Source organism: Ramlibacter sp. (assembly GCF_036676645.1).
Taxonomy (GTDB): Bacteria; Pseudomonadota; Gammaproteobacteria; order Burkholderiales; family Burkholderiaceae_C; genus Ramlibacter.
The window spans coordinates 66,712-90,676 of sequence record NZ_JAKFCM010000007.1 but is presented as its reverse complement, the minus strand read 5'-3'; the positions used below and the strand labels follow the sequence as shown (position 1 = coordinate 90,676).

19 protein-coding genes are annotated in these 23,965 nt (G+C 69.0%); 12 read left to right on the top strand and 7 right to left on the bottom strand.

All coding sequences use genetic code 11. From position 1 onward, the window contains the following. Positions 1-264: 264 nt before the first annotated feature. Positions 265-3,201, bottom strand: coding sequence for an excinuclease ABC subunit UvrA (gene uvrA / locus V6M57_RS00875; RefSeq protein ID WP_442968764.1), 2,937 nt, complete (start codon positions 3,199-3,201; stop codon positions 265-267). A gap of 139 nt (positions 3,202-3,340) precedes the next feature. Here uvrA and V6M57_RS00870 point away from each other — a divergent pair, with 139 nt between their 5' ends. From V6M57_RS00870 to V6M57_RS00860, 3 genes are all read left to right on the top strand, one after another. Beyond that, the gene (locus tag V6M57_RS00870; protein WP_332813081.1) at positions 3,341-4,549 is read left to right on the top strand and encodes an MFS transporter; all 1,209 of its coding nucleotides are present in this window, start codon (positions 3,341-3,343) and stop codon (positions 4,547-4,549) included. Positions 4,550-4,587: 38 nt separating this feature from the next. Next, positions 4,588-5,073, top strand: coding sequence for a single-stranded DNA-binding protein (ssb, locus tag V6M57_RS00865; protein WP_332813080.1), 486 nt, complete (start codon positions 4,588-4,590; stop codon positions 5,071-5,073). Positions 5,074-5,224: 151 nt separating this feature from the next. Next, positions 5,225-6,193, top strand: a complete 969-nt coding sequence (locus V6M57_RS00860) for an NAD(P)H-dependent flavin oxidoreductase (RefSeq protein ID WP_332813079.1) — start codon at positions 5,225-5,227, stop codon at positions 6,191-6,193. Here the strand turns inward: V6M57_RS00860 and mnmA are convergent. The 3 genes from mnmA to V6M57_RS00845 are packed head-to-tail and all read right to left on the bottom strand — an operon-like array spanning position 6,171 to position 8,546. Beyond that, positions 6,171-7,280, bottom strand: coding sequence for a tRNA 2-thiouridine(34) synthase MnmA (gene mnmA / locus V6M57_RS00855; protein ID WP_332813078.1), 1,110 nt, complete (start codon positions 7,278-7,280; stop codon positions 6,171-6,173). The genes V6M57_RS00860 and mnmA overlap by 23 nt on opposite strands. A 46-nt stretch (positions 7,281-7,326) precedes the next feature. Then, positions 7,327-7,812: an NUDIX hydrolase gene (locus V6M57_RS00850; RefSeq protein ID WP_332813077.1), complete on the bottom strand. Its 486-nt coding sequence runs from the start codon at positions 7,810-7,812 to the stop codon at positions 7,327-7,329. Between the two features lie 11 nt (positions 7,813-7,823). Beyond that, complete coding sequence (locus V6M57_RS00845; RefSeq protein WP_332813076.1) at positions 7,824-8,546, bottom strand: hypothetical protein; 723 nt, start codon at positions 8,544-8,546, stop codon at positions 7,824-7,826. Positions 8,547-8,735: 189 nt separating this feature from the next. Between V6M57_RS00845 and V6M57_RS00840 the strand changes: the two genes are divergently transcribed. From V6M57_RS00840 to V6M57_RS00805, 8 genes are all read left to right on the top strand, one after another. Further along, positions 8,736-9,854 (top strand): Re/Si-specific NAD(P)(+) transhydrogenase subunit alpha, encoded by a 1,119-nt coding sequence (locus tag V6M57_RS00840; RefSeq protein ID WP_332813075.1) that lies wholly within the window; start codon positions 8,736-8,738, stop codon positions 9,852-9,854. A 43-nt stretch (positions 9,855-9,897) separates the two neighbouring features. Beyond that, entirely contained in the window at positions 9,898-10,209 is a 312-nt protein-coding gene (locus V6M57_RS00835) for an NAD(P) transhydrogenase subunit alpha (RefSeq protein WP_332813074.1), read from the top strand. Continuing rightward, positions 10,206-11,630, top strand: coding sequence for an NAD(P)(+) transhydrogenase (Re/Si-specific) subunit beta (locus V6M57_RS00830; protein WP_332813073.1), 1,425 nt, complete (start codon positions 10,206-10,208; stop codon positions 11,628-11,630). The genes V6M57_RS00835 and V6M57_RS00830 overlap by 4 nt, the downstream gene beginning before the upstream one ends. Before the next feature lie 98 nt (positions 11,631-11,728). Continuing rightward, positions 11,729-13,390, top strand: a complete 1,662-nt coding sequence (locus V6M57_RS00825; protein ID WP_332813072.1) for an RNA-binding domain-containing protein — start codon at positions 11,729-11,731, stop codon at positions 13,388-13,390. An 18-nt stretch (positions 13,391-13,408) separates the two neighbouring features. Next, a complete protein-coding gene (locus V6M57_RS00820) occupies positions 13,409-15,025 on the top strand; it encodes a site-specific DNA-methyltransferase (protein WP_332813071.1) in 1,617 nt (538 codons plus the stop codon). 25 nt (positions 15,026-15,050) lie between these two features. Continuing rightward, the gene (locus tag V6M57_RS00815; RefSeq protein ID WP_332813070.1) at positions 15,051-17,792 is read left to right on the top strand and encodes a DEAD/DEAH box helicase; all 2,742 of its coding nucleotides are present in this window, start codon (positions 15,051-15,053) and stop codon (positions 17,790-17,792) included. Between the two features lie 110 nt (positions 17,793-17,902). Beyond that, a complete protein-coding gene (locus V6M57_RS00810; RefSeq protein WP_332813069.1) occupies positions 17,903-19,594 on the top strand; it encodes a long-chain-fatty-acid--CoA ligase in 1,692 nt (563 codons plus the stop codon). A 239-nt stretch (positions 19,595-19,833) separates the two neighbouring features. Continuing rightward, complete coding sequence (locus V6M57_RS00805; protein ID WP_332813068.1) at positions 19,834-20,526, top strand: 5'-methylthioadenosine/adenosylhomocysteine nucleosidase; 693 nt, start codon at positions 19,834-19,836, stop codon at positions 20,524-20,526. 79 nt (positions 20,527-20,605) lie between these two features. Here V6M57_RS00805 and corA read toward each other — a convergent pair whose 3' ends face one another. From corA to V6M57_RS00790, 3 genes are all read right to left on the bottom strand, one after another. Beyond that, entirely contained in the window at positions 20,606-21,595 is a 990-nt protein-coding gene (gene corA, locus V6M57_RS00800; RefSeq protein WP_332813067.1) for a magnesium/cobalt transporter CorA, read from the bottom strand. A 130-nt stretch (positions 21,596-21,725) separates the two neighbouring features. After that, positions 21,726-22,922, bottom strand: coding sequence for a patatin-like phospholipase family protein (locus V6M57_RS00795; protein WP_332813066.1), 1,197 nt, complete (start codon positions 22,920-22,922; stop codon positions 21,726-21,728). Between the two features lie 60 nt (positions 22,923-22,982). Continuing rightward, the gene (locus tag V6M57_RS00790; protein WP_332813065.1) at positions 22,983-23,591 is read right to left on the bottom strand and encodes a cysteine hydrolase family protein; all 609 of its coding nucleotides are present in this window, start codon (positions 23,589-23,591) and stop codon (positions 22,983-22,985) included. A 159-nt stretch (positions 23,592-23,750) separates the two neighbouring features. On the opposite strand from V6M57_RS00790, the gene V6M57_RS00785 reads away from it, so the two are divergent. Continuing rightward, entirely contained in the window at positions 23,751-23,942 is a 192-nt protein-coding gene (locus V6M57_RS00785; RefSeq protein ID WP_332813064.1) for a hypothetical protein, read from the top strand. The last annotated feature ends 23 nt before the right edge of the window (positions 23,943-23,965 follow it).

Sequence of the window (23,965 nt, the reverse complement as noted above, 5' to 3'; positions counted from 1 at the left end):
TGGAAGCGAGTGTGCGAGCCCGCTCAACGCCGATCGATATAGATTTCGCGGGGGAGGGGCTCTTTTCTCAAGCGTATCAACAACTTACGACGCAAATGAGAATGGATCTCCGGACACTACTGGCTCAAGGCCGCAATGACATGCCTCCGTGTGTCATGTCGCCGCCTCTGCTTCATGCCGCTGCCTCTGCTTCATGCCGGCGCCCTTTGTGTCATTCCGGCGCAAGCCGGAATCCATCTCCCGCGGCCGCAACGCCCGCGCGGTTCAGAGCAGGCGCTTGAGGTAGCGCCCGGTGTGGCTCGCCGGATTCGCGGCGATGGTTTCGGGCGTGCCCGCCGCCACCACGGTGCCGCCGCCGTCGCCGCCTTCCGGCCCCATGTCGATCACCCAGTCGGCGGTCTTGATCACGTCCAGGTTGTGTTCGATCACCACGATGGTGTTGCCGGCATCGCGCAACTGGTGCAGCACCTTCAGCAGCAAGGCGATGTCGCCGAAGTGCAGGCCGGTGGTGGGCTCGTCCAGGATGTAGAGCGTGCGCCCGGTGTCGCGCTTGGACAGCTCGAGCGCCAGCTTCACGCGCTGCGCCTCGCCGCCCGACAGGGTGGTGGCGGCCTGGCCCAGCTGGATGTACGACAGGCCTACGTCCAGCAGCGTCTGCAGCTTGCGCGCGATCGCCGGCACGGCCTTCAGGAAGGCGTGGGCATCCTCCACCGTCATGTCCAGGATCTGCGCGATGTTGCGGCCCTTCCATTGGACTTCCAGCGTCTCGCGGTTGTAGCGCTGGCCCTTGCAGACGTCGCAGGGCACGTACACGTCGGGCAGGAAGTGCATCTCGACCTTGACCACGCCGTCGCCCTGGCAGGCTTCGCAGCGGCCGCCGGCCACGTTGAAGGAGAACCGTCCGGGCCCGTAGCCGCGCTCCTTGGCGGTCGCGGTTTCGGCCATCAGCTCGCGGATCGGCGTGAACAGGCCGGTGTAGGTGGCCGGGTTGCTGCGCGGGGTGCGGCCGATCGGCGACTGGTCGACGTTGATCACCTTGTCGAATTGCTCGATGCCCTCGATCTCGTCGTGCGGCGCCGGATCCTCGTGCGCCCGGTACAGCGTCCGCGCGACGGCCGCATACAGGGTGTCGTTGACCAGGGTCGACTTGCCGGAGCCGGACACGCCGGTCACGCAGGTCAGCAATCCGACCGGGAAGTCCACCGTCACGTCCCGGAGGTTGTGGCCGCGCGCGCCGGCGATGTGCAGGCGCTGCAGGGCGCCCGGCGCACCGCCGGGCACCGGCAGCCAGGGGTTGCGCCGGGGCGGCACGGGGATGGCCAGCGTGCCGGCCAGGTAGCGCCCGGTCAGCGACCCCGGGCTGTCCTGCACGTCCTGCGGCGTGCCCTGGGCCATCACCCGGCCGCCGTGGATGCCCGCGCCCGGGCCCATGTCGACCACGTGGTCGGCGGCCCGGATCATGTCCTCGTCGTGCTCGACCACCAGCACGCTGTTGCCCAGGTCGCGCAGGTGCTTGAGCGTGCCGATCAGGCGGTCGTTGTCGCGCTGGTGCAGGCCGATGCTGGGTTCGTCCAGCACGTACATCACGCCGGTCAGGCCCGAGCCGATCTGGCTGGCCAGCCGGATGCGCTGCGCCTCGCCGCCGGACAGCGTCTCGGCGCTGCGCTCCAGGCTCAGGTAGCCCAGGCCGACATCGTTGAGGAATTTCAGCCGGGCGGCGATCTCCCGCACGATCTTGGCCGCGATCTCGGCCTTGGCGCCGGACAGCTGCAAGCCGTCGAACCAGACCTGCGCCTCGGACAGCGTGGCCCGCCCGACCTCGTGGAGCGTGCGGGACTGGCCGTCCTCGCCGACGCGCACGTGCCGCGCCTCCGGCCGCAGCCGGGTGCCGCCGCATTCGGGGCAGGGCTGCAGGCTGCGGTAGCGGGACAGCTCTTCGCGCACGACCGGCGAGTCGGTCTCGCGCAGGCGCCGTGCCATGTTCGGGATCACGCCCTCGAACGGGTGCTTGCGCGTGACCTTGCGGCCGGCGGAGGCGCCCGACTCCATCACGTAGTTGAAGCGGACCTCTTCCTCGCCCGTGCCCTGCAGCACGGTCTGCTGCACCGCCGGGGCCAGGTGCTCGAAGGGCTCGTCGACGCTGAACTTGTAGTGCCGCGCCAGGCTCTCGATCATGCTGAAGTAGTACGGGTTGCGCCGGTCCCAGCCCTTGATCGCGCCCGAGGCCAGCGACAAGGAGGGGAAGGCGACCACCCGCTGCGGGTCGAAGAAGTCGAGGCAGCCCAGGCCGTCGCAGGCCGGGCAGGCGCCGACCGGCGAGTTGAAGGAGAACAGGCGCGGCTCCAGCTCGGCGATGGACCAGTGGCAGACCGGGCAGGCGAAGCGGGCGTTGAACAGGTGTTCGCGGCCGCCGTCCATCTCCAGCGCGACGGCCCGGCCGTCGGCCAGCCGCAGCGCGGCCTCGAAACTCTCGGCCAGGCGCTGCTGCACTTCGGCGCGGACCTTGAGCCGGTCGATCACGACGTCGATGTCGTGCTTCTCGTTCTTCTTCAGCCGGGGCAGCCGGTCCGCCTCCGCGATCGCGCCGTCGATGCGGAAGCGCACGTAGCCCTGCGCCTGCATCTGGGCGAACAGCTCCTCGAACTCGCCCTTGCGCTCGCGTGCCACCGGCGCCAGCACCATCAGCCGGGTGTCGGCCGGCAGCGCCAGCGCCGCGTCCACCATCTGCGAGACGGTTTGCGACGACAGCGGAAGGCCGTGGTTGGGGCAGTGGGGCGTGCCGGCGCGGGCGTACAGCAGCCGCAGGTAGTCGTGGATCTCGGTCACCGTGCCCACGGTGGAGCGCGGGTTGTGGCTGGTGGCCTTCTGCTCGATGGCGATGGCCGGCGACAGGCCCTCGATCAGGTCGACGTCCGGCTTGTCCATGAGCTGCAGGAACTGCCGGGCATAGGCCGACAGGCTTTCCACGTAGCGCCGCTGCCCTTCGGCGTACAGCGTGTCGAAGGCGAGCGAGGACTTGCCCGAGCCCGACAGCCCGGTGATCACCACCAGCCGGTTGCGCGGCAGGTCCAGGTCGACGTTCTTGAGGTTGTGGGTGCGCGCACCGCGGATGGCGATGCGCTGGTCCTGCAGCGGGCGCGCGAGGTACTTGCCTTCGTCGGGGGTGTTCAACGGTCGGGCTGGCGAGGGGAAACCCGCCATGATAGGCCGGGGCCCGCGGCCGGCGGAACGCCGCTGCCGCCCCTTGCCTGACAATGCAGCCCTGCCGCCCGGCCTTTTGCCCTCGAGCCGGCGGTGACCCAAGCCCGTGACTCCAGCTTCCCCCCGATCCACCCATCGCATGACCCCCGACGAGCGCCGCGCCAGCGGCTCGCTCTCGCTGGTCTTCGCCGCCCGCATGCTGGGTCTGTTCCTGGTGCTGCCCGTGTTCGCGCTGGAGGCGGCCCGCTACCCCGGCGGCGACGACCCGGTCCTGGTCGGGCTGGCCATGGGTATCTACGGCCTGACCCAGGGCCTGCTGCAGATCCCCTATGGCATGGCGTCCGACCGGTTCGGCCGCAAGCGCGTGATCCTGCTGGGCCTGCTGGTGTTCGCCGCCGGCAGCTTCCTGGCGGCGGCGGCGGACAGCGTGTTCTGGCTGATCGTGGGGCGCTCGCTGCAGGGCGCCGGGGCGGTGTCGGCGGCCGTGACCGCCCTGCTGGCCGACCAGACCCGCGACGAGGTCCGCACCAAGGCGATGGCGCTGGTGGGGGCCAGCATCGGCCTGATGTTCGCCATTTCGCTGGTGGCGTCGCCGGTGGTGGCGCGCTGGATCGGGCTGGCCGGCCTGTTCGCCCTGACCGGCGTGCTGGCGCTGGCCTGCATGGCGGTGGTCGCCTGGTGGACGCCGCCGGAGCCCATCGTGCATGCCGATGTCCCGCGCGGGCGGCTGTCGGACGTGTTGCGCAACGCGCCGCTGCTGCGCCTGAACCTGGGGGTGTTCGTGCTGCATGGGGTGCAACTGGCCATGTGGGTGGCGCTGCCCGGCCTGCTGGTGCAGGCCGGGCTGGACAAGGACGGCCACTGGACGGTCTACCTGCCGGCCATCACGGCAGCGGTCGGTGTGATGGCGGCCACCCTGTTCCCGCTGGAGCGGCGCGGCTACCTGCGGGCGGTGTTCCTGGCCTCGATCGGGCTGCTGCTGGTCGCCCAGCTGGGCTTTGCCCTGCTGGCCGCACAACCCTCGATATGGCCGCTGGGGCTGGTGCTGTTCGTCTTCTTCATCGGCTTCAACGTGCTGGAGGCGACCCAGCCCAGCCTGGCCTCGCGGCTGGCGCCGGCCCATGCCCGCGGCGCCGCCCTGGGCGTCTACAACACCCTTCAATCGCTGGGCTTCTTCGCCGGCGGCGCGGTCGGCGGCTGGCTGGCCAAGCACGTTGGGGAGGCCGGGCTGTTCGCCGCCTGCGCCGGTGCGCTGTTCCTCTGGCTGCTGGTCGCATGGCCCATGCGTGCCCCGGGCCGCTCGCCCTCGCCGGAACAGGTGCTGGCGGACGAGGCCGGGGCCGCGTAAACCCACATAATCGCCCGAACTTCCGGAGGAACACCTCAATGGCATCCGTCAACAAAGTCATCATCGTGGGCAACCTCGGCCGCGATCCCGAAATGCGCACCTTCCCCAGCGGCGGGCGCGTCTGCAACGTGACCATTGCCACCACCGACAAGTGGAAGGACAAGCAGACCGGCGAGCCGCGCGAGCACACCGAGTGGCACCGGGTGGTGTTCAACGACCGGCTGGCCGAGATCGCCGGCGAGTACCTCAAGAAGGGCTCGCAGGTCTACGTGGAAGGCAGCATCCGCACCCGCAAGTGGACCGACCCGCAGGGCCAGGAGAAGTACAGCACCGAGATCCGCGCCGACACGATGCAGATGCTGGGCCGCCGCGAAGGCATGGGCGGCCCCTCGGCCGGCGACGACTACGAAGGCGGCGGCGAGCGCCGCGCGCCGGCGGCCCGGCCGGCCCCGGCGCCCCAGCGTGCCCCGGCCACCAAGTCCGCGTCCGGCTTCGAGGACATGGACGACGACATCCCGTTCTGAAGACCTGCCGGCCTGCCGCGCAGGCCGGTGCCTGGGGCCGCCGGTCCGACGCGGCCACCCCTGCTGACCTTGTGGCGACCCGGCGTGCCTCGCGCGCCGGGGCGGGGATCCATGGTCTGATGGCGCCTTTCGCCATCGGAGGGACGCACCCATGGAAACCCGGCTGACGCGCAAGCTCGGTATCGAACTGCCCATCGTGGGCGCACCGATGGGCGGGGTGGCCGGCGGCCAGCTGGCCGCTGCCGTCAGCATGGGCGGCGGCCTCGGTTTGATCGGCGGTGGCTACGGCCAGGCCGACTGGCTGGAGCGCGAGTTCGCCGCCGCCGGGGATGCGCGCGTCGGCGTCGGCATCATCACCTGGTCGCTGGCGCGCCAGCCCGAGCTGCTGGACCGGATGCTGGCGCACCGGCCGGCGGCCGTGATGCTGTCCTTCGGCGACCCGGCGCCCTTCGTCCCGCGCATCCGCGAGGCCGGCGCGCAGGTGATCTGCCAGGTGCAGACGCTGGCCATGGCGCGCCAAGCGCTGGCTGCGGGGGCCGACATGCTGGTGGCCCAGGGCAGCGAGGCCGGCGGGCATGGCCTGCAGCGGTCCACCTTCACCCTGGTGCCGGAAGTGGCCGACCTGATCGCCCGCAGCGCGCCCGACACGCTGCTGCTGGCGGCCGGCGGCGTGGCCGACGGCCGCGGCCTGGCCGCGGCGCTGATGCTGGGCGCGGACGGCGCGCTGATCGGCTCGCGCCTGCTGATGAGCCCGGAGTCCCTGTGGCCGGCCGGCCTGCAGGAGGCCGCCGTGGCGGCCGACGGCGACTCCACCGTGCGCAGCCGGGTGCCCGACCTGGCGCGCCGCTACGTCTGGCCCCCCGGTTTCACCGCGCGCATCCTGCACACCGGTTTTGCCGCCCGCTGGCACGGCCACGAGGAGGAGCTGGTCCGGCCGGAGGTCCTGGATCGCGAGGAGGCGCGCTACTGGCGCGGCGCCGCGTCCGGCAACCCCGACGACACCTGCGTCATGGTCGGCGAAGCGGTTGGCCTGATCGGCGACGTGGCGCCGGCCGCGGAACTGGTGCGCCGGATGGCGGCGCAGGCGCGCGAGTGCCTCAGCGCGCAGCCGCGGCGATGACCCCGCCGCCCAGGCAGACCTCGCCGTCGTAGAGCACGGCCGACTGCCCCGGCGTCACCGCCCATTGCGGCTGCGGGAAGTCCAGGCGGAAGGCGCCGTCGGCGCCGGCGGCCAGCACGCAGGGCGCATCGGCCTGCCGGTAGCGGGTCTTGGATCCATATGTTCCGGCGGCGGGCGCCTGGCCGGCGATCCAGCTCGCATCCTGGGCTTCCAGCGCGCTCGACTGCAGCCAGGGGTGGTCGTGGCCCTGCACCACCCACAGCGTGTTGGCGGCCATGTCCTTGCGCGCCACGAACCAGGGCGCATGCTCGCCGCCGCCCCTGTGCGCGCCCCGGGGCTTGATGCCGCCGATGCCCAGGCCCTGGCGCTGGCCGAGCGTGTAGAACGACAGGCCCTGGTGCTGGCCGATCACGCGGCCGCGCTCGTCCTTGACCGGGCCGGGCTCCTTGGCGATGTAGCGGTTGAGGAATTCGCGGAACGGCCGCTCGCCGATGAAGCAGATGCCGGTCGAGTCCTTCTTCTTGGCGTTGGGCAGGCCGATCTCGGCGGCGATGCGCCGCACCTCGGTCTTGCGCAGCTCGCCGACCGGAAACAGGCTGCGTGCCAGCTGCGCCTGGGTCAGCCGGTGCAGGAAATAGCTCTGGTCCTTGGTCTCGTCCAGGCCCTTGAGCAGCTGGAAGCCGCCGCCGGCCTCGCGCACCCGGGCATAGTGGCCGGTCGCGATCCTGCCGGCGCCCAGCCGCAGGGCGTGGTCGAGGAAGGACTTGAACTTGATCTCGGCGTTGCACAGCACGTCCGGGTTGGGCGTGCGGCCGGCCTGGTACTCGCGCAGGAACTCGGCAAAGACCCGGTCCTTGTACTCGGCGGCGAAGTTGACGTGCTCCAGCTCGATGCCGATCACGTCGGCGACGGCGGCCGCATCCAGGAAGTCCTGACGCGAGGAGCAGTACTCGTCGTCATCGTCGTCTTCCCAGTTCTTCATGAAGAGGCCGACGACGTCCCAGCCCTGCTGCTTGAGCAGCCAGGCGCTGACGGCGGAGTCGACCCCTCCGCTCAAGCCGACCACCACCCTGCGACTGCTGCCCATGGGTGGGATTATCCCGGCGGGGCCCTTCTCCTCGCCGGGGCAGGGATCAGGCCGGGCGCGCGGCGCAGGCGTGCATCGTCACCAGCGACAGCGGGTAGCGCACGCCGGCCAGGTAGTCCTCGATGCAGCGCAGCACCGAGGGGCTGCGGTGGCGGTCGCGGCTGGCGCGCACCTCGTCCGGCGTCAGCCACAGGAGGCGCACGATGCCGGCGTCCAGCGGCTGTCCCGGCAGCGGCTCGCCCAGCCGGCCGCAGAACGCGAAGCGCAGGTAGGTCACGTCCTCGCCGCGGCCGGACCGCGGCGCGCGCGACAGGTAGATGCCGACCAGGGCGGTGGGCTCGAACGGGTGGGCGGTTTCCTCCAGCGCCTCGCGCGCGCAGGCCTGCGCCGGCGATTCGCCCGGGTCCAGGTGGCCGGCCGGGTTGTTCAGCCTGAGCCCGTCGCGGGTCTCCTCCTCCACCAGCAGGAAGCGGCCGTCGCGTTCGATGACCGCCGCAGCAGTGACATTGGGCTTCCAGCGCGCGGGCTCCATCGCGCCGATTATTAGGCCTCGTATTCCTCCGACCCTTGCACCCAGATGAACGACTGCACGTCGATCATGTCGCGCGAGCGGAAGCCCAGCCGGCGGTCGAGGTCGCGCCGGATGATGGCGCCGAACGTCAGCAGGCCCTGGTACACCGGCCAGGAGGGCTCGGGGCGGTAGCCGAAATCGAAGCCGTAGGCGCGCGCCGCCTTGCGCGTGACCCGCGGCTTGAGGAACAGGTGCCGGTCCGGGCGCGCGATGAAGCCGAACACCGTCACCACCGGCCAGGTCAGCACCCGGGCCTCGCGCCGGGGCAGGTCCGCCACCGCCTGCACCCAGTCCTCGAACTTGCGCTGCAGCGGCCCCCGGCCGTACAGGAAGGCGTACAGCTCGTGCGCGAACAGGCGCGCCCCGGCCGGGGTGCGCAGCGCGTCGCGCAGGGCCATCTTCTCGAACGAGAACAGCAGGTTGGTGCGCGACTCGATCCGGATCGCGGTGTCGGCGATCTGGCGGAACTCGCCGCGGGCGAGCAGCTTGCGGAATTCGGCCGGCCCCAGCTCCGCCTGCCACTCGAGGTGGGCCCGCTCCTTGTAGGCGCGCTCGGCGATCAGGTAGGTCTCGTCCTGGAATCCGTCCGGGTAATACAGCTCGAACTTGCGCCGCGCGCGCGCGGCGCCCAGGTAGCAGACACCGTTGGCGCGGGCGCCGGTCAGTGGCGAGGAGAGGAAGGCGGGGCGTGGCATTCGGGCAGTTTTTGGTGCCGTGCCAGCTCATCGTCGTGGGACGCCATCTTGCGTCGGTGTAGGACCGCTCCCGGCCCAGCCGGGGCGCAGCGGCCCGGCCCAACCGTGCCGTGTCCGTAGCCACCTGCAGAGTTCAGGTAAGCTTGAACCAAGTTTTTACAAGCTCAGCGAAAGCGAGGAGATCGCCCCATGCAGATAGGTGTGCCCGCCGAAACCACGGCGGGCGAAACCCGCGTTGCCGTCACGCCGGAAACCGCGAAGAAGCTCAAGGCGCAGGGCCACACGGTGCGGGTCGCATCGGCGGCCGGCCTGGCGGCCAGCGCCACGGACGAGGCCTTCGTCGCCGCCGGTGCCGAGATCACCGACCAGGCCGGCGCGCTGGGCTGCGAGCTGGTGCTCAAGGTGCGAGCGCCGCAGGACGACGAGCTGGCGGCCATGAAGCCCGGCACCACGCTGGTGGGCATGCTCAACCCCTTCGATGCGGCCGGGCTGCAGCGCCTGGCGGCGGCCGGGCTGACGGCCTTTGCCCTGGAGGCGGCGCCGCGCACCACGCGCGCGCAGAGCATGGACGTGCTCAGTTCGCAGGCCAACATTGCCGGCTACAAGGCCGTGATGATCGCGGCCGACCGCTACCAGCGCTTCTTCCCGATGCTGATGACCGCCGCCGGCACGGTGAAGGCCGCCCGGGTGGTGATCCTGGGCGTCGGCGTGGCCGGCCTGCAGGCGATCGCCACCGCCAAGCGGCTGGGCGCGGTGATCGAGGCCTCGGACGTGCGCCCGTCGGTGAAGGAGCAGGTCGAGTCGCTGGGCGCGAAGTTCATCGACGTGCCCTACGAGACGGCCGAAGAGAAGGAAGCGGCCGAGGGCGTGGGCGGCTACGCCCGACCGATGCCGCCGAGCTGGCTGGAGCGCCAGAAGGTCGAGGTGGCCAAGCGGGTGGCGCAGGCCGACGTGGTGATCACCACCGCGCTGATCCCCGGGCGGGCGGCGCCGGTGCTGGTGACCGAGGAGATGGTCCGATCCATGAAGGCGGGCTCGGTGATCGTCGACCTGGCGGCGCCGCAGGGCGGCAACTGCCCGCTGACCGAGCCGGGCCGCACCGTGGTCAAGCACGGCGTCACGCTGGTGGGCGAGACCAACCTGCCGGCACTGGTGGCGGCGGACGCCTCGTCGCTGTATGCGCGCAACGTGCTGGACTTCCTCAAGCTGATCATCGACAAGGAAGGCCAGCTGAACATCGACCTGGACGACGACATCGTGGCGGCGTGCCTGATGGCGCAGGGCGGGGAAGTGAAGAAAGCGAAATGATTTTGGGGACAGGCCTTCAGCCCTGTCCTCAACTGGAATCGACATGGAAGTCAGCCACACCATCACCAACCTCATCATCTTCGTGCTGGCCATCTACGTGGGCTACCACGTGGTGTGGACCGTCACGCCGGCGCTGCACACGCCGCTGATGGCCGTGACGAACGCGATCTCGGCCATCGTGATCGTCGGGGCCATGCTGGCGGCCGCGCAGACCGAGACCTGGGCCGGCCGGGCGATGGGCGTGCTGGCGGTGGCGCTGGCGGCGGTGAACATCTTCGGCGGCTTCCTGGTCACCCGGCGCATGCTGGAGATGTTCAGGAAGAAGGACAGGAAGGCCGCGGGGGCGCCCCAATGAGCATGAACCTCGTCACGCTGCTGTACCTGGCAGCGTCGGTGTGCTTCATCCAGGCGCTCAAGGGCCTGTCGCACCCGACCACCTCGATCCGCGGCAACCTCTTCGGCATGGTGGGCATGGCGATCGCCGCGCTCACCACCGCCGCCCTGATCGTCGAGCTGGCCGGCAGCGCCGGCGGCCTGGCCTGGGTGCTGGTGGGGCTGGTGGCCGGCGGCGCCTACGGTGCCTGGCGCGCCAGGACCGTGGAGATGACCAAGATGCCCGAGCTGGTGGCCTTCTTCCACAGCATGATCGGCCTGGCGGCGGTGTTCATCGCGGTGGCGGCGGTGCTGGAGCCCGCGGCGCTCTTGAACGGGCTGCCCCGGGGCGAGCCGATTCCCACCGGCAACAAGCTGGAGCTGTTCCTGGGTGCGGCGATCGGCGCGATCACCTTCTCCGGCTCGGTGATCGCCTTTGGCAAGCTCTCGGGCAGCTACAAGTTCCGCCTGTTCCAGGGCGCGCCGGTGGTGTTCGCCGGCCAGCACCTGCTCAACCTGGTGCTGGGGCTGGTGACCCTCGCGCTGGGGCTGGTGTTCACCTTCAGCGGCAGCTGGACGGCCTTCTTCGCGATGCTGGCGCTGGCCTTCGTGATGGGCGTGCTGATCATCATCCCGATCGGCGGGGCCGACATGCCGGTGGTGGTGTCCATGCTCAACTCGTACTCGGGCTGGGCGGCCGCGGGCATCGGCTTCTCGCTGAACAACGCCATGCTGATCATCGCCGGCTCGCTGGTGGGCAGCTCGGGGGCGATCCTCTCGTACATCATGTGCAAGGCGATGAACCGCTCGTTCTTCAACGTGATCCTGGGCGGCTTCGGCGGCGAAGCGGGCCAGGCGGCCGCCGGCGCAGCGGTGCAGCGCGCGGTCAAGAGCGGCAGCGCCGACGACGCCGCGTTCGTGCTGTCCAACGCCGAGACGGTGGTGATCGTGCCGGGCTACGGGCTGGCGGTGGCGCGCGCCCAGCACGCGGTCAAGGAGCTGGCCCAGAAGCTCACCGACAAGGGCATCACGGTCAAGTACGCGATCCACCCGGTGGCCGGGCGCATGCCCGGGCACATGAATGTGCTGCTGGCCGAGGCCGAGGTGCCCTACGACCAGGTGTTCGAGATGGAGGACATCAACGGCGAGTTCGGCCAGGCCGACGTGGCCATCGTGCTGGGCGCCAACGACGTGGTCAATCCGGCGGCGCTGCAAAAGGGCAGCCCGATCTACGGCATGCCGATCCTGGAGGCCTACAAGGCCAAGACCGTGATCGTCAACAAGCGCTCCATGGCCGCCGGCTACGCCGGCCTGGACAACGAGCTGTTCTACATGGACAAGACCATGATGGTGTTCGGCGACGCCAAGAAGGTGGTCGAGGAGATGGGCAAGGCGATCGAATAGCAGGAGCGCTCTCTGCTATCAGCTTCAGCCGGGAGAGCCTGTCCCGGCCGCTGCGGCGAATCCGCCGCTTAACCTGCTGACGAATGGAACAGACAGCCTTGAACGACCTGCTCGCGTCCCTGCTGACCGGGTGGGAAAGCGAGGTGGTGGAGTTCAAACAAGCCAGTGGGGACTACGACACCGACCGGATCGGCGAGTACTTCTCGGCCCTCTCGAATGAAGCGAACCTGCGGACTGCGGAGCGCGCATGGCTCGTATTCGGCGTGAACGACCGGACCCGGTCGGTGGTGGGCTCCGGCTATCGGCGTGACGCCAATCGGCTGCAGGGGCTGAAGATGCAGGTCGCCCAAGGTGCCGAGCCGAGCGTCACCTTCCGGAACATCCACGAACTGGATCATGCCGGCGGCCGCGTGCTGCTGTTCGAGGTGCCGCCGGCGCCTCGGGGCATGCCCATCGCCTGGAAGGGGCACTACTTCGCGCGTGCCGGAGAGAGCCTCACCTCGCTAGGACTCGACAAGCTGGAGGAAATCCGCCGCCAGACCTTGCTGACCGATTGGACTGCGCATCGGGTTGCAGGCGCCACGCTCGCCCACCTGGACGAGCGTGCGCTCGCGGCGGCGCGAGAATCCTTTGCCACCAAGTACGCTAACCGCTTTGCCGGCGAAGAGGTTCGCAACTGGCCGCTTGAGGCCTTTCTCGACCGCGCCAAGCTGACACGGGATGGGGAACTCACTCGTGCAACGTTGCTGCTGCTGGGCAAGGCCGAGGCGGCCCACCTGCTGCTGCCGAACCCGGCGCAATTGACCTGGAAGCTCGAGGGATCCGAGCGGGCCTACGAGCATCTGGGGCCGCCTTTCCTGCTGAACACGTCGGCCCTGTACCAGCGGGTGCGCAACATCCAGGTGCGCATCCTCCCGGAGGACTCGTTGCTGCCGGTGGAAGTGGCCAAGTACGACCAGCGGGTCGTGCTCGAAGCCATCCACAACTGCATCGCCCACCAGGATTACGCGCGCAACGGCCGCATCGTGGTGACGGAGCAGCCCGATCGGCTGGTGTTCGAGAACGAAGGCGGCTTCTTCGAGGGTCAGCCGGGTGACTACGTCGCCGGCAACAAGACGCCGCGCCGCTACCGCAACCCCTTCCTCGCGCAGGCCATGGCCGAGCTGAACATGATCGACACCATGGGCTACGGCATCCATGAAATGCACAAGGGACAGGCCAGGCGCTACATGCCCCTGCCGGACTACGACCTTGGCCAGTCGGGCGCCGTCCGAATGACCATCCATGGCGGGGTGGTCGATCCCGCCTACAGCCGTCTGCTGATCCAGAAGACCGACCTTCCCCTCGCCGATGTCTTCGCGCTCGACCGCGTGCAGAAGCGCCTGCCGATCGAAGATGCCGTTGCCAAGCGCCTGCGCAAGGCCGGCCTGATCGAAGGGCGCAAGCCGAACTACCACGTGTCGGCCGCCATCGCCAAGGCAACCGCCGGGCAGGCCGACTACATCCGCATGCGGGCGCAGGACGATGCTTTCTATGCAAAGCTGCTGACCGACTTCCTGGAGAAATTCGGCCAGGCGACCCGATCCGAGATCAACCGGCTGCTCCTGGGCAAGCTCAGCGAAGCCCTGACCCAGGAGCAAAAAGTCAACAAGATCAACAACTTGCTGACCAAGCTGCGGCGCCGCGGGCTGATCTACAACGCCGGTGTCGACAGTGCGCCGCAGTGGCGGCTTGCAGAGAAACCTGCAGAGAAAAAATAGAGATTCGCAGAGAAACGCATGCCGACCCTGGACTGGCTGAACCGTGAGGAGTCCTTCCGCACCGCCTCGCAGACCCCCACCCGCGTACTGCGGCCGCACCCGGCCGGCCACGTCTTCGGCGATCCGGCGGCGGCCGCCGGCAACCTGCTGATCCAGGGTGACAACCTGCAAGCGCTCAAGGCGCTGCTGCCGTTCTACCGCGGCAGTGTCAAGTGCATCTTCATCGACCCGCCCTACAACACGAAGAGCGCGTTCGAGCACTACGACGACAACCTGGAGCACAGCGAATGGCTGTCGATGATGCTGCCGCGGCTGCAGTTGCTGCGGGAGTTTCTACGGGAGGATGGGTCGATCTGGGTGACCATCGACGACAGTGAAGCGCACTACCTCAAGGTGGCAATGGATGAGGTGTTCGGTCGCTCCAACTTTGTCGCGAACATTGTTTGGCAGAAGAAGTCTTCGCCGCAAAGCAACTCGACGTGGCTATCCGACAGCCATGATCACGTTCTCTGCTTCGCCAAGAACAAAGCGGTATTTAAGCCAAACCTGCTTCCTCGTAGCGAAAAACATAACGCAATCTACAAGCACAGTGATGAGCACGACGGGATTGATGCGGGTGGCAACTGGTACGGCCGAGGACCTTGGTTTCCGGGCGATTTCACTCTGAGCTTGGCATCCGGTCAGCGCGGCAAGCAGTTCGCCAAGACTGGCGAAAGCGTCAACCTCTATCCGATCACCACCCCCTCCGGTCGGGTCGTATGGCCGGCAAAGGGGCGGGCTTGGGCGTATACGCCTGAAAGCTACCAGCGACTTCTTGCGGAACATCGGGTCACCTTCGGCAAGAACGGGGACAACAAGCCATGCATCAAACGATTTGTCTCTGAGTTTGGCGACAAAGGAGTGGTCCCCATGACGACGTGGCACTACTCAGAGGTTGGTGAGAACAGGATAGCGATGCAGGAAAGCAAGGCGCTCTTCTCTGAAGGCGCTTTTGCAACCCCTAAGCCCGAAGCATTGCTCAGGCGCATCGTCCATGTCGCCAGCGACCGGAATGATCGTGTCCTGGACAGCTTTCTTGGCTCCGGCACTGCCGTTGCTGTCGCCCACAAGATGGGCCGCCGCTGGATCGGCATCGAGATGGGCGAGCACGCCACGACCCACTGCCTGCCCCGCTTGAAGAAGGTCATCGAAGGCGAGCAGGGCGGCATCAGCGCCGCCGTGGATTGGAAGGGCGGCGGCGGCTTCCAGATGCTGCAGCTCGGCTCCCCGCTGTTCAATGCAGAGGGGGACATCCACCCCGATGTGCGCTTTGCCGACCTGGCCGCCTTCATCTGGATGCGGGAGACGGGCGCGGCGCTGGCGCTCGATGCCGGCGCATCGGCCCAGGGTCGCATGCCCTTGCTCGGCGTGCACGAGGGCACGGCCTATTACCTGCTGTTCAACGGCATCCTGGGTGACCGGCGCCCGGGCAGCGGCAACGTCCTGAACAGTGCGGTTCTGCAGGCCTTGCGCGAGCTTTGCTGGCGTGAAGGGCCCAAGGTGGTGTACGGCGAGGCCTGCCGGCTGGGCGATGCACGGCTGCAGGCCGAGGGCATCGCCTTCCGCCAGTTGCCGCACGCCGTGCCGAAGTCCTGAACCAGAACGAGAGGGAGGCGCCGCCATGTCGATGTTGAAGCTCAAGCGGTACCAGGAGACGGCACTCGACGAGTTGGACGCTTACCTGCGAGAGACTCGGCTGCATGGCGCGCGCAAGGCCTTCGAGAACCGCACCGGCTACGGCTACAACCCCGAGCCGTTCGGCGAGACGCCCGGCGTATGCCTGCGCATTCCCACCGGCGGCGGCAAGACGCTGCTGGCGGCGCATGCGATCGGCCGTATGGCGCGCGAATGGCCAGTCTCCGCCCCCCAGCCGCTGGCGCTGTGGCTGGTCCCGTCGGACACCATCCGGGCGCAGACGCTCGCCGCTCTCGGCGCGGCGGGCCATCCCTTCCGCGAAGCGCTGGCGCAGGGCTGCGGCGACAACGTGCGCGTGTGCGACCTGGACGAGGTGGCGACTTTGTCGCCACAGGATTTCGACGAGCGCGCCGTGGTGGTGGTGGCGACGATCCAGAGCTTCCGCGTCGAAGACACCGACCAGCGCAACGTCTATGCGTTCAGCGAAGCCTTCGAGCCGCACTTTCGCGGCCTGCCGGCCAGCCTGCTCGCGCCGTTGTCGGCCTTGCCCGACGCGCTTGTGACCGAACAGGATGCCGCCTCCGGAAAGGCCGGTCGCGAGATGCTGGGCCGCTTCGTCGGGCAGCCGCGCTGGAGCCTGGCGAACTGGCTGGCGTTGCGCAGGCCTTACGTGATCGTCGACGAGGCGCACAACGCCAAGACGGAGCGCAGCTTCGAGGCCCTCAAGCGCCTTGACCCTTCCATGATCCTGGAACTGACGGCCACGCCGGTGCCGAAGCGCACCAACGTGCTGTTCCACGTCTCGGCGCAGCAGTTGCAGGCCGAGGACATGATCAAGATGCCGATCGCGCTGATCGAGCACACGCGCGGCTGGCAAGCAGCCGTTTTCGATGCCGTGCAGAACCAGCGGCTGCTGGAGAGCCAAGCCCAGCAGGAGGAGGCTGCCACTGGCGCCTACATCAGGCCGATCGTGCTGCTGCAGGCGCAAAACAGTACGGAGCCGGTGAACGTCGACGTGCTGCGAAACCACCTCGTCAGCGAGCTGCACATCCCTGAGGAACAAGTCAAGGTGGCCACCGGCGCGCAGCGCGAGCTGGAGGGCCTCGATCTCAGTTCCCGCGACTGCCCGGTGCGCTACATCATCACGGTCCAGGCGCTGCGCGAGGGCTGGGATTGCCCATTCGCCTACGTGCTGTGCTCGGTGCAAAGTATACGGTCGGCCACCGCCATCGAACAACTGCTCGGCCGGGTGCTGCGCATGCCGTATGCCACCCGGCGCCAGCGGCCGGCGCTGAACAAGGCATATGCCCACGTCACGGAATCGGAAACCGGACTGGCTGCGAATGCGCTGGCCGACCGCCTGATTGATGGCATGGGCTTCGACCCGCTCGATCTGGCCTCCATGATTGCGCCGCAGTTGCCGCTGGAGCTGGCCGGCGGCGGGCGCGATGATGGGCCCCTGTTCGCTACGGCTGATGCTGTGACGCTCCCGTCGCTGTCCGTGGACCTGCCCGCTGGCAAAGCCTTGCCGCAGGCGCTGGCGCAGGCCGTTGCGGCAGGAGAAGCATCCGTCAGTGGCGAGGGCGAGCGGCAGCGCGTGCAATTCCGCGGCAATGTGGGCGACGCTGCAGCGGCGGAACTCATCGCCGCGCAGCGTGGCAAGCAGCGTGAAGCAATCGCCCAGCAGATTGAGCGCCACAACGCTCTGGTAGCGGGGGCGTCGGCCCCGGCGAACCGTGGTGAGCGGTTCGCCCCGCTCCCGCGCCTTTGTTATCGCGCCGCCGAGCAGGGCGAGCTTCTGCTGCTCGAACGGGAGGCCGTCACCGAGGCCATCGCCCTGAACCTCCTGGCAGAACCTGTCAGCCTGCCGGGCCTGAGCATGGTGGAGCAGGGAACGCTCTGGGAGGTCTATATCGATGGTCAGAAATTGCGGGTGGGCCGTGGCGATGCGGCACAGCTGCCGCTGGACACGGCATCACCCACGATCACCGAGGACGATCTGGCCCGCTGGCTCTGCGCCGAACTGCAGCATCCCTCGCGCAACGTGGCGCGCGATGTGACGCCTTCACACCTTCGTGCTTTCGTTCTCGCGACTCTGAAGCATCTGATCCACGAGCAGCGGCTGCCGCTGGAACAGCTTGCACGCCACCAATACCCACTGGCCCAGCGCTTGGCCCTGCGGATAGCGGAACTGCGCGACAAGGCCACGAAGGCAGTCTTCAAGCAACTGGTGCTGGACGGAGGGTGGAAGCTGGAAACCGGACCGGACCACCTGTTTCACTTCGACCCGGCGTGCTATCCGGTGCCGGCCAATCAGCGCTATCGCGGCAAGTTCCGCTTCAGGAACCATTTCTATCCGGTTCCCGCGGATCTGGAAGATGGCGGCGAGGAATGGCGGTGCGCGCTCGCGATCGACGAACATCCGAAGATCAAGCGCTGGGTGAGAAATCTCGATTCCGACCCGGTCGCCGGCTTCTGGCTCCCCACATCGACGGGCCGTTTCTATCCCGACTTCGTTTGCGAGTTGGTGGACGGACGCCATCTGGTCGCCGAATACAAGGGGGAGCAATTGCGCTCCATGCCCAAGGAGATCGAGAAGGGGGAAGTTGGCCGTGTCTGGGCAGAGCACACGCAAGGCCGCGGCGTGTTTGCCATGCTGTACAAACAGGAGCGCGGCATGAACTTGACGCAGCAGCTGGACGCTGCCTTGGCGCAGGTAAGTACTTAGGTCGGCTGAACGCCGGTCCCGACGCTAGGGAAAACCGGGGGAAACCCCAAGTTCCGCGGCCCGACAATCGCCCGGTCACGAGCGAACCCAGAACGAGGAGATCCATGGACATGAGCCCATCCCCAAACACACAACACCCCTGGCTCAGTGCCTACCCCGCCGGCGTGCCGGCCGAGATCGACGCCTCGCAGTACCGCTCGCTGGTGCAGCTGATGGAGGAGAGCTTCCGCAAGCACGCGGGCCGGCCTGCCTACAGCTTCATGGGCAAGGAGGTCACGTTCGGGGAAACCGACTCGCTCAGCCAGGCCTTCGCGGCGTACCTGCAAAGCCTGGGCCTGGCCAAGGGCGACCGGGTGGCGATCATGATGCCCAATGTGCCGCAGTACCCGGTGGCGGTGGCCGGCATCCTGCGTGCCGGCATGGTGGTGGTGAACGTCAATCCGCTGTACACGCCGCGCGAGCTGGAGCACCAGCTCAAGGACTCGGGCGCCAAGGCCATCGTCATCATCGAGAACTTTGCCAACACGCTGCAGCAGTGCATCTCGGCCACGCCGGTCAGGCACGTGGTGCTGGCGGCGATGGGCGATCGGCTCGGCCTGCTCAAGGGCGCGCTGGTCAACTACGTGGTGCGCAACGTCAAGAAGATGGTGCCGGCCTACAACCTGCCCGGCGCGGTGCGCTTCAACGACGCCATCGCCCAGGGCACGCGCGCCACGCTCAAGCCGGTGGACATCCAGCCCGACGACGTGGCCGTGCTGCAGTACACCGGCGGCACCACCGGCGTGTCCAAGGGCGCGGTGCTGCTGCACCGCAACGTCATCGCCAACGTGCTGCAGTCGGAGGCCTGGAACTCGCCGGTCATGAGCAAGGTGCCGGCCAACGAGCAGTCCACCAGCGTCTGCGCGCTGCCGCTGTACCACATCTTCGCCTTCACGGTCGGGATGATGCTGGGCATGCGCACCGGCGGGAAGCTGATCCTGATTCCCAACCCGCGCGACCTGCCGGCGGTGCTGAAGGAACTCTCCAAGCACACCTTCCACAGCTTCCCGGCGGTCAACACGCTGTTCAACGGGCTGGCCAACCACCCGGACTTCGACAAGGTCGACTGGAGCAACCTCAAGGTCTCGGTGGGCGGCGGCATGGCGGTGCAGGGCGCCGTGGCGCAGAAGTGGCTGGCCAGGACCGGCTGCCCGATCTGCGAAGGCTACGGCCTGTCGGAGACCTCGCCCTCGGCCAGCTGCAACCCGGTGACCAGCACCGAGTTCACCGGCACCATCGGCGTGCCGCTGCCCTCGACCGAGATGAAGTGCCTGGACGACGACGGCAACGAAGTGCCGGTGGGGCAGCCGGGCGAGATCGCGATCAAGGGCCCGCAGGTGATGGCCGGCTACTGGCAGCGTCCGGACGAGACCGCCAAGGTCATGACGCCGGACGGCTTCTTCAAGAGCGGCGACATCGGCACCATGGACGAGCGCGGCTACTTCAAGATCGTCGACCGCAAGAAGGACATGGTGCTGGTCTCGGGCTTCAACGTGTACCCGAACGAGGTCGAGGACGTCGTGGCCCGCATGGACGGCGTGCTCGAGTGCGCGGTGGTCGGCGTGCCCGACGAGAAGACCGGCGAAGCCGTCAAGCTGGTGATCGTGAAGAAGGACCCGGCGCTCACCGAGGAGCAGGTGCGCGAGTTCTGCCGCGCCAACCTGACCGGCTACAAGCAGCCCCGGGTGATCGAGTTCCGCACCGACCTGCCCAAGACGCCGGTCGGCAAGATCCTGCGGCGGGAGCTGCGCGACAAGAAGTGACGGGCTCGCGCGGCGCGCGGCAGCCGGTGGTGCCGGCATGACACCCGGCGTGTCATTGCGGCCTTGAGCCGCCGCCATCGATACCCGAGGTGTCATTGCGGCCTCGAGCCGCCATCCATCTCCCGCCGCCCGAGTGCGCACCGTGGCGTTCCACGGCCAGGGAGATGGATCCCCGGCTTTGGCCGGGATGACGCCGGCGAGGAGCGGGGCCGCGTGGGCGACACGTGGAGAATCCCCCCATGCGCACTGCCATCGTCTCCGCCATGCACGAGGAACTGGCCGCGGTGCTGGCCCTCATGCCGGACGAGAGCCGGCAGCCGGTGGCCGGGCGCGAGTTCTGGGTCGGCCACCTGCATGGCCGCGAGGTGGTGGCCGTGCTCTCGCGCATCGGCAAGGTGGCGGCGGCGACCACCGCCACCGTGCTGGCCGAGCGCTTCAATGTCGGCGAGGTCGTGTTCACCGGCGTGGCCGGCGGGCTGGGGGCGGGCGTGCAGGTCGGCGACGTGGTCGTGGCCGACCGCTTCCTGCAGCACGACCTCGATGCTTCGCCGATCTTCCCGCGCTACGAAGTGCCCCTGTACGGGACCGGCGAATTCCGCACGGACGCGGCGCTGACGACGCGGCTGGCGGCCGCCGCCGCCCGCGCGCTGCCCGCCGCGCGGCTGCACCGCGGACTGGTGGTCAGCGGCGATCGCTTCGTCTCCACCACCCCGGAATGCCGCGCGCTGCAGGCCGCCTTGCCGCAGGCGCTGGCGGTGGAGATGGAAGGCGCGGCCGTCGCGCAGGTCTGCCACGACTACGGCATCCCCTTCGCCGCCGTGCGCACCATCTCCGACCGCGCCGACGATGCGGCGCCGGGGGACTTCGCCCGGTTCGTGCGCGAGGTGGCCAGCCGGCACTCGGCGGCCATCGTCGAGGCGCTGCTCGCCTGAGCTTCGCGCAGGCCGGCGGGTGCCGCCGTTCGAGCTTTCGGGCAGGGTCCCTGGCGTCGGCGGGCGCCCGCCGCCCGGCCTAGAAGCTCAGCCAGCCGCGCTTGCGGAAGTACCACATGGGCACCAGTGCGCTGGCCGCCATCAGGGCCACCGCGAAGGGATAGCCGAGCCGCCACTGGAACTCCGGCATGAACTGGAAGTTCATGCCGTACACGCTGGCGATCAGCGTGGGCGGCAGCAGCGCCACGCTGGCCACCGAGAAGATCTTGATGATCCGGTTCTGGTTGATGTTGATGAAGCCGACGGTGGCGGCCATCAGGAAGTTGATCTTCTCGAACAGGAACGCCGTGTGGTTGTCCAGCGACTCGATGTCGCGCAGGATCTGGCGCGCCTCCTCGAACTGCCCGGCCGACAGCATGCGGCTGCGCATCATGAAGCTGACGGCCCGGCGCGTGTCCATCACGTTGCGGCGGATGCGCCCGTTCAGGTCTTCCTGGCGCGCGATCTCGCCCAGCACCTCGCCGGCCAGGGCGTCGGTCACCTCGCCGGCCAGCACCTGCGTGCTGACCTTCTCCAGTTCGTCGTAGATGCCTTCCAGCGCGTCGGCCGAGTACTCGGCGTCGCCGTCGAAGAGCTTGAGCAGGACGTCCTTGGCATCCTCGATCAGGCCGGGCGAGCGGCGCGCGCGCAGGCGCAGCAGCCGGAACACCGGCACGTCCTCGTCGTGGATGGAGAACAGCACGCCGCGGCTCTTCAGCGCCTCGTTCATCTGGTTCAGGATGAACGCCACCCGCACCGAGCCGGGCTCCTCGTCGTCGGCGATCAGGAAGTCGCTGCGGATGTGCAGCTCGCCGTTGTCTTCCTCGTAGAAGCGGGCCGACTCCTCGATGTCCTCGTCCATCACGTCTTCCGGGATGGACAGGCCGTAGTACTGCTTGACCCAGCGCTTTTCCTCGGGCGTGGGCGATTCCAGGTCGACCCAGATCGGCTGGAACCGGGACAACTCCTCGAGCGACTCGATCTCTTCCTGGAACAGACGCCCGTTGGCGAGCGTGAAGATGTTGAGCATGGCTCTACTTCCGTGGCGGGTTCTTCTCGGCGTTGCGGGTGGGGTGCTTTCAACGCCGCTCACGGACGTTGAAAGCTACCGACTGGGGCAGGTTTCCAAGGAGCGATCTCCGGCGGTTGGGAACGCGCGATTATGCCGCCCGGTGACCCAGGAAGGCGAGCAGCTGTGGCTTGCGCGCATACGCGTCCTGCTCGCCCAGCGCGATCAGCGCGCGCACGAATGCCGGCTCGAACAGCAGGTAGCTGGCCAGCGCGCCGCCGCCCTTGCCGGCGCCCAGGCCCCCGAGCGCGCGCAGCACCGAAGGCGGCAGCAGGTGGGCGTGTTCCTGGGCGATGGCGTCCAGCGACTGCGAGGGCTGGAGGGCCACCACTTCCGTGGCGCTGTAGGGGAGCACCGCCGCCACTTCCCGCGGCAGCTGCCGCAGCGTGCGGGTCACGCGCTGGGCCTGCTCGACGTCGGCCTGCAGCGTGTCGTGGAACACGCTGGCCATGGCGTGTCCGGCGATCGCGCCCAGCCCCGGCTCGCCGGTGCCGCCGTTGCCGGCCAGCCCGGCGCGCTCGGGCTGGCCGACGCCCACCACCAGGATGCGATCGGCGCCCAGGTGCATGGCCGGCGACAGCGGCGACATCTGCCGCATCGAGCCGTCGCCGAAGTACTCGCGCCGGCCGTCCACCCACAGCGGGGTCGCCGGGAACAGGAAGGGGATGGCACTGGACGCCATCAGGTGTTCGATGGTCAGCGGCTGGAACTCGGCACGCCGCCCGGGCCGGTCCCAGGCCCCGAGCCGGCGCTCGTTCGCGGTGTGGCAGAAGGTCCAGTGCACGCCGGTGGAGTAGCTGGAGGCGGTGACCGCCACCGCATCGATGGCGCCGGCCGCCAGCGACGCCTCGATGCCGGCCAGCGGGATCGCCCGGTGCAGGGTATCGACCAGCGGCATGGTGTCCAGGATCGCGCCGGCGCGCCGCGCCCGGCCCCACAGGCGCACCGCCGTGACCAGCCGGCTGAAGCGGACCCAGGCCGGCACCTGCAGGTCGTAGACGTCGGCGCTGCGCAGCCGCCCCCAGAACGAGGACAGCGCATCGAAGGCGCCCAGTCCCTGCGCGGCGGCACTGGCCAGGTAGGCGGCGTTGAGCGCACCGGCCGAAGTGCCCACCAGCACCTGGAAGGGAAAGGCGTCCGCCTGCGGCTGCAGCCGCAGCATGGAAGCGAGCGCCTGCAGCACCCCGACCTGGTAGGCGGTGCGCGCGCCCCCGCCCATCAGCACCAGCGCGTGCACCGGCCGATCCGGCTGCCCCCGGCCGGCGTGAATGGTGGTCCCCAGGCTCATGCGCCGCTCTTTCCCGCTCCTCGCGGCGATGGTAGGGCAGGCGGCCGGCAGCCGCGCGGGTCAGGGCTTTGGAGCGGGGGCCGGCGGGAGACTGGTGGAAGGCCGCACGTCGCACTTGAGCACCGATTCCATGTAGGCCAGCGAGCGCGCTTTCGCGTCCTCGTCCTCGGCGGCGGTGCAGTCGGCCGGCACCCAGGTCTTGTACTCGCGCAGGAAGGCGTCGGCGGCCGTGAGCTGCACGCACCTGTCGGTCGCCAGCCCGCAGATCACCAGTTCGCGCGCGTCCATCTCCGCCAGCAGCAGCTCCAGCGGCGAGCCGTAGAAGGCCGAATGCCGCGGCTTCAGGAGCGTGATGTCGTCCGCCTGCGGGTACAGCACGCGGGCGATCTCGCCCGCCTCGCCCCCGCGCCCGAGGCAGCCGGAGACCAGGCTGTGGAAGTCCGATTGCCAGGCGCCGAAGTTGTCGTTGGCATAGAGCGTGGCCACGCCCTCGCCGCGCAGGCGCTCCTTCAGGGCGGCCGTGGCGCGGGCCGCCGCCAGCGCCGGCGCGGCCAGCCGGCCGGCGCCCGGGAAATCCAGGGCCGTGATGAAGTCGACCAGCAGGAGTACGCGCTGGCTCTTGGGCAATCGGCTGGTGCGCATGCCGGTGTCGCGGATCCGGTGGGGCATGGCGGCGATTCTGCTCAGGCGGCGCAGCCGGCCGTGCCGTCCAAGCCGTGGCTCGGCGGCAGGAGGCGTCCTACAGCGCTGGGCCGACCCGTCCGACAGACCCGATGAGGTCCGCACCCTACATTGGGTCATCCCCTCGGGTGAGCAGGAGCCGTGCCCATGATCCAGCTAGCCAACGACCCGCAAGCCAGCCGCAGCGGCTGGCGCCCGGCCGCTGACGACAAGGCGCTGGCGCAGCCGGCGCGGCGGGCCCGGCCCGGCCACCCCTGGCCCTTCCTGAGCCCGCACGCCCGGCGGCCGGCGGCGCAGGAAGGCGGCAAGCCCGCCCCCCGCAACGACAGCGGCAGTTGAGAGTCCGCCACTTCAGACCAGGA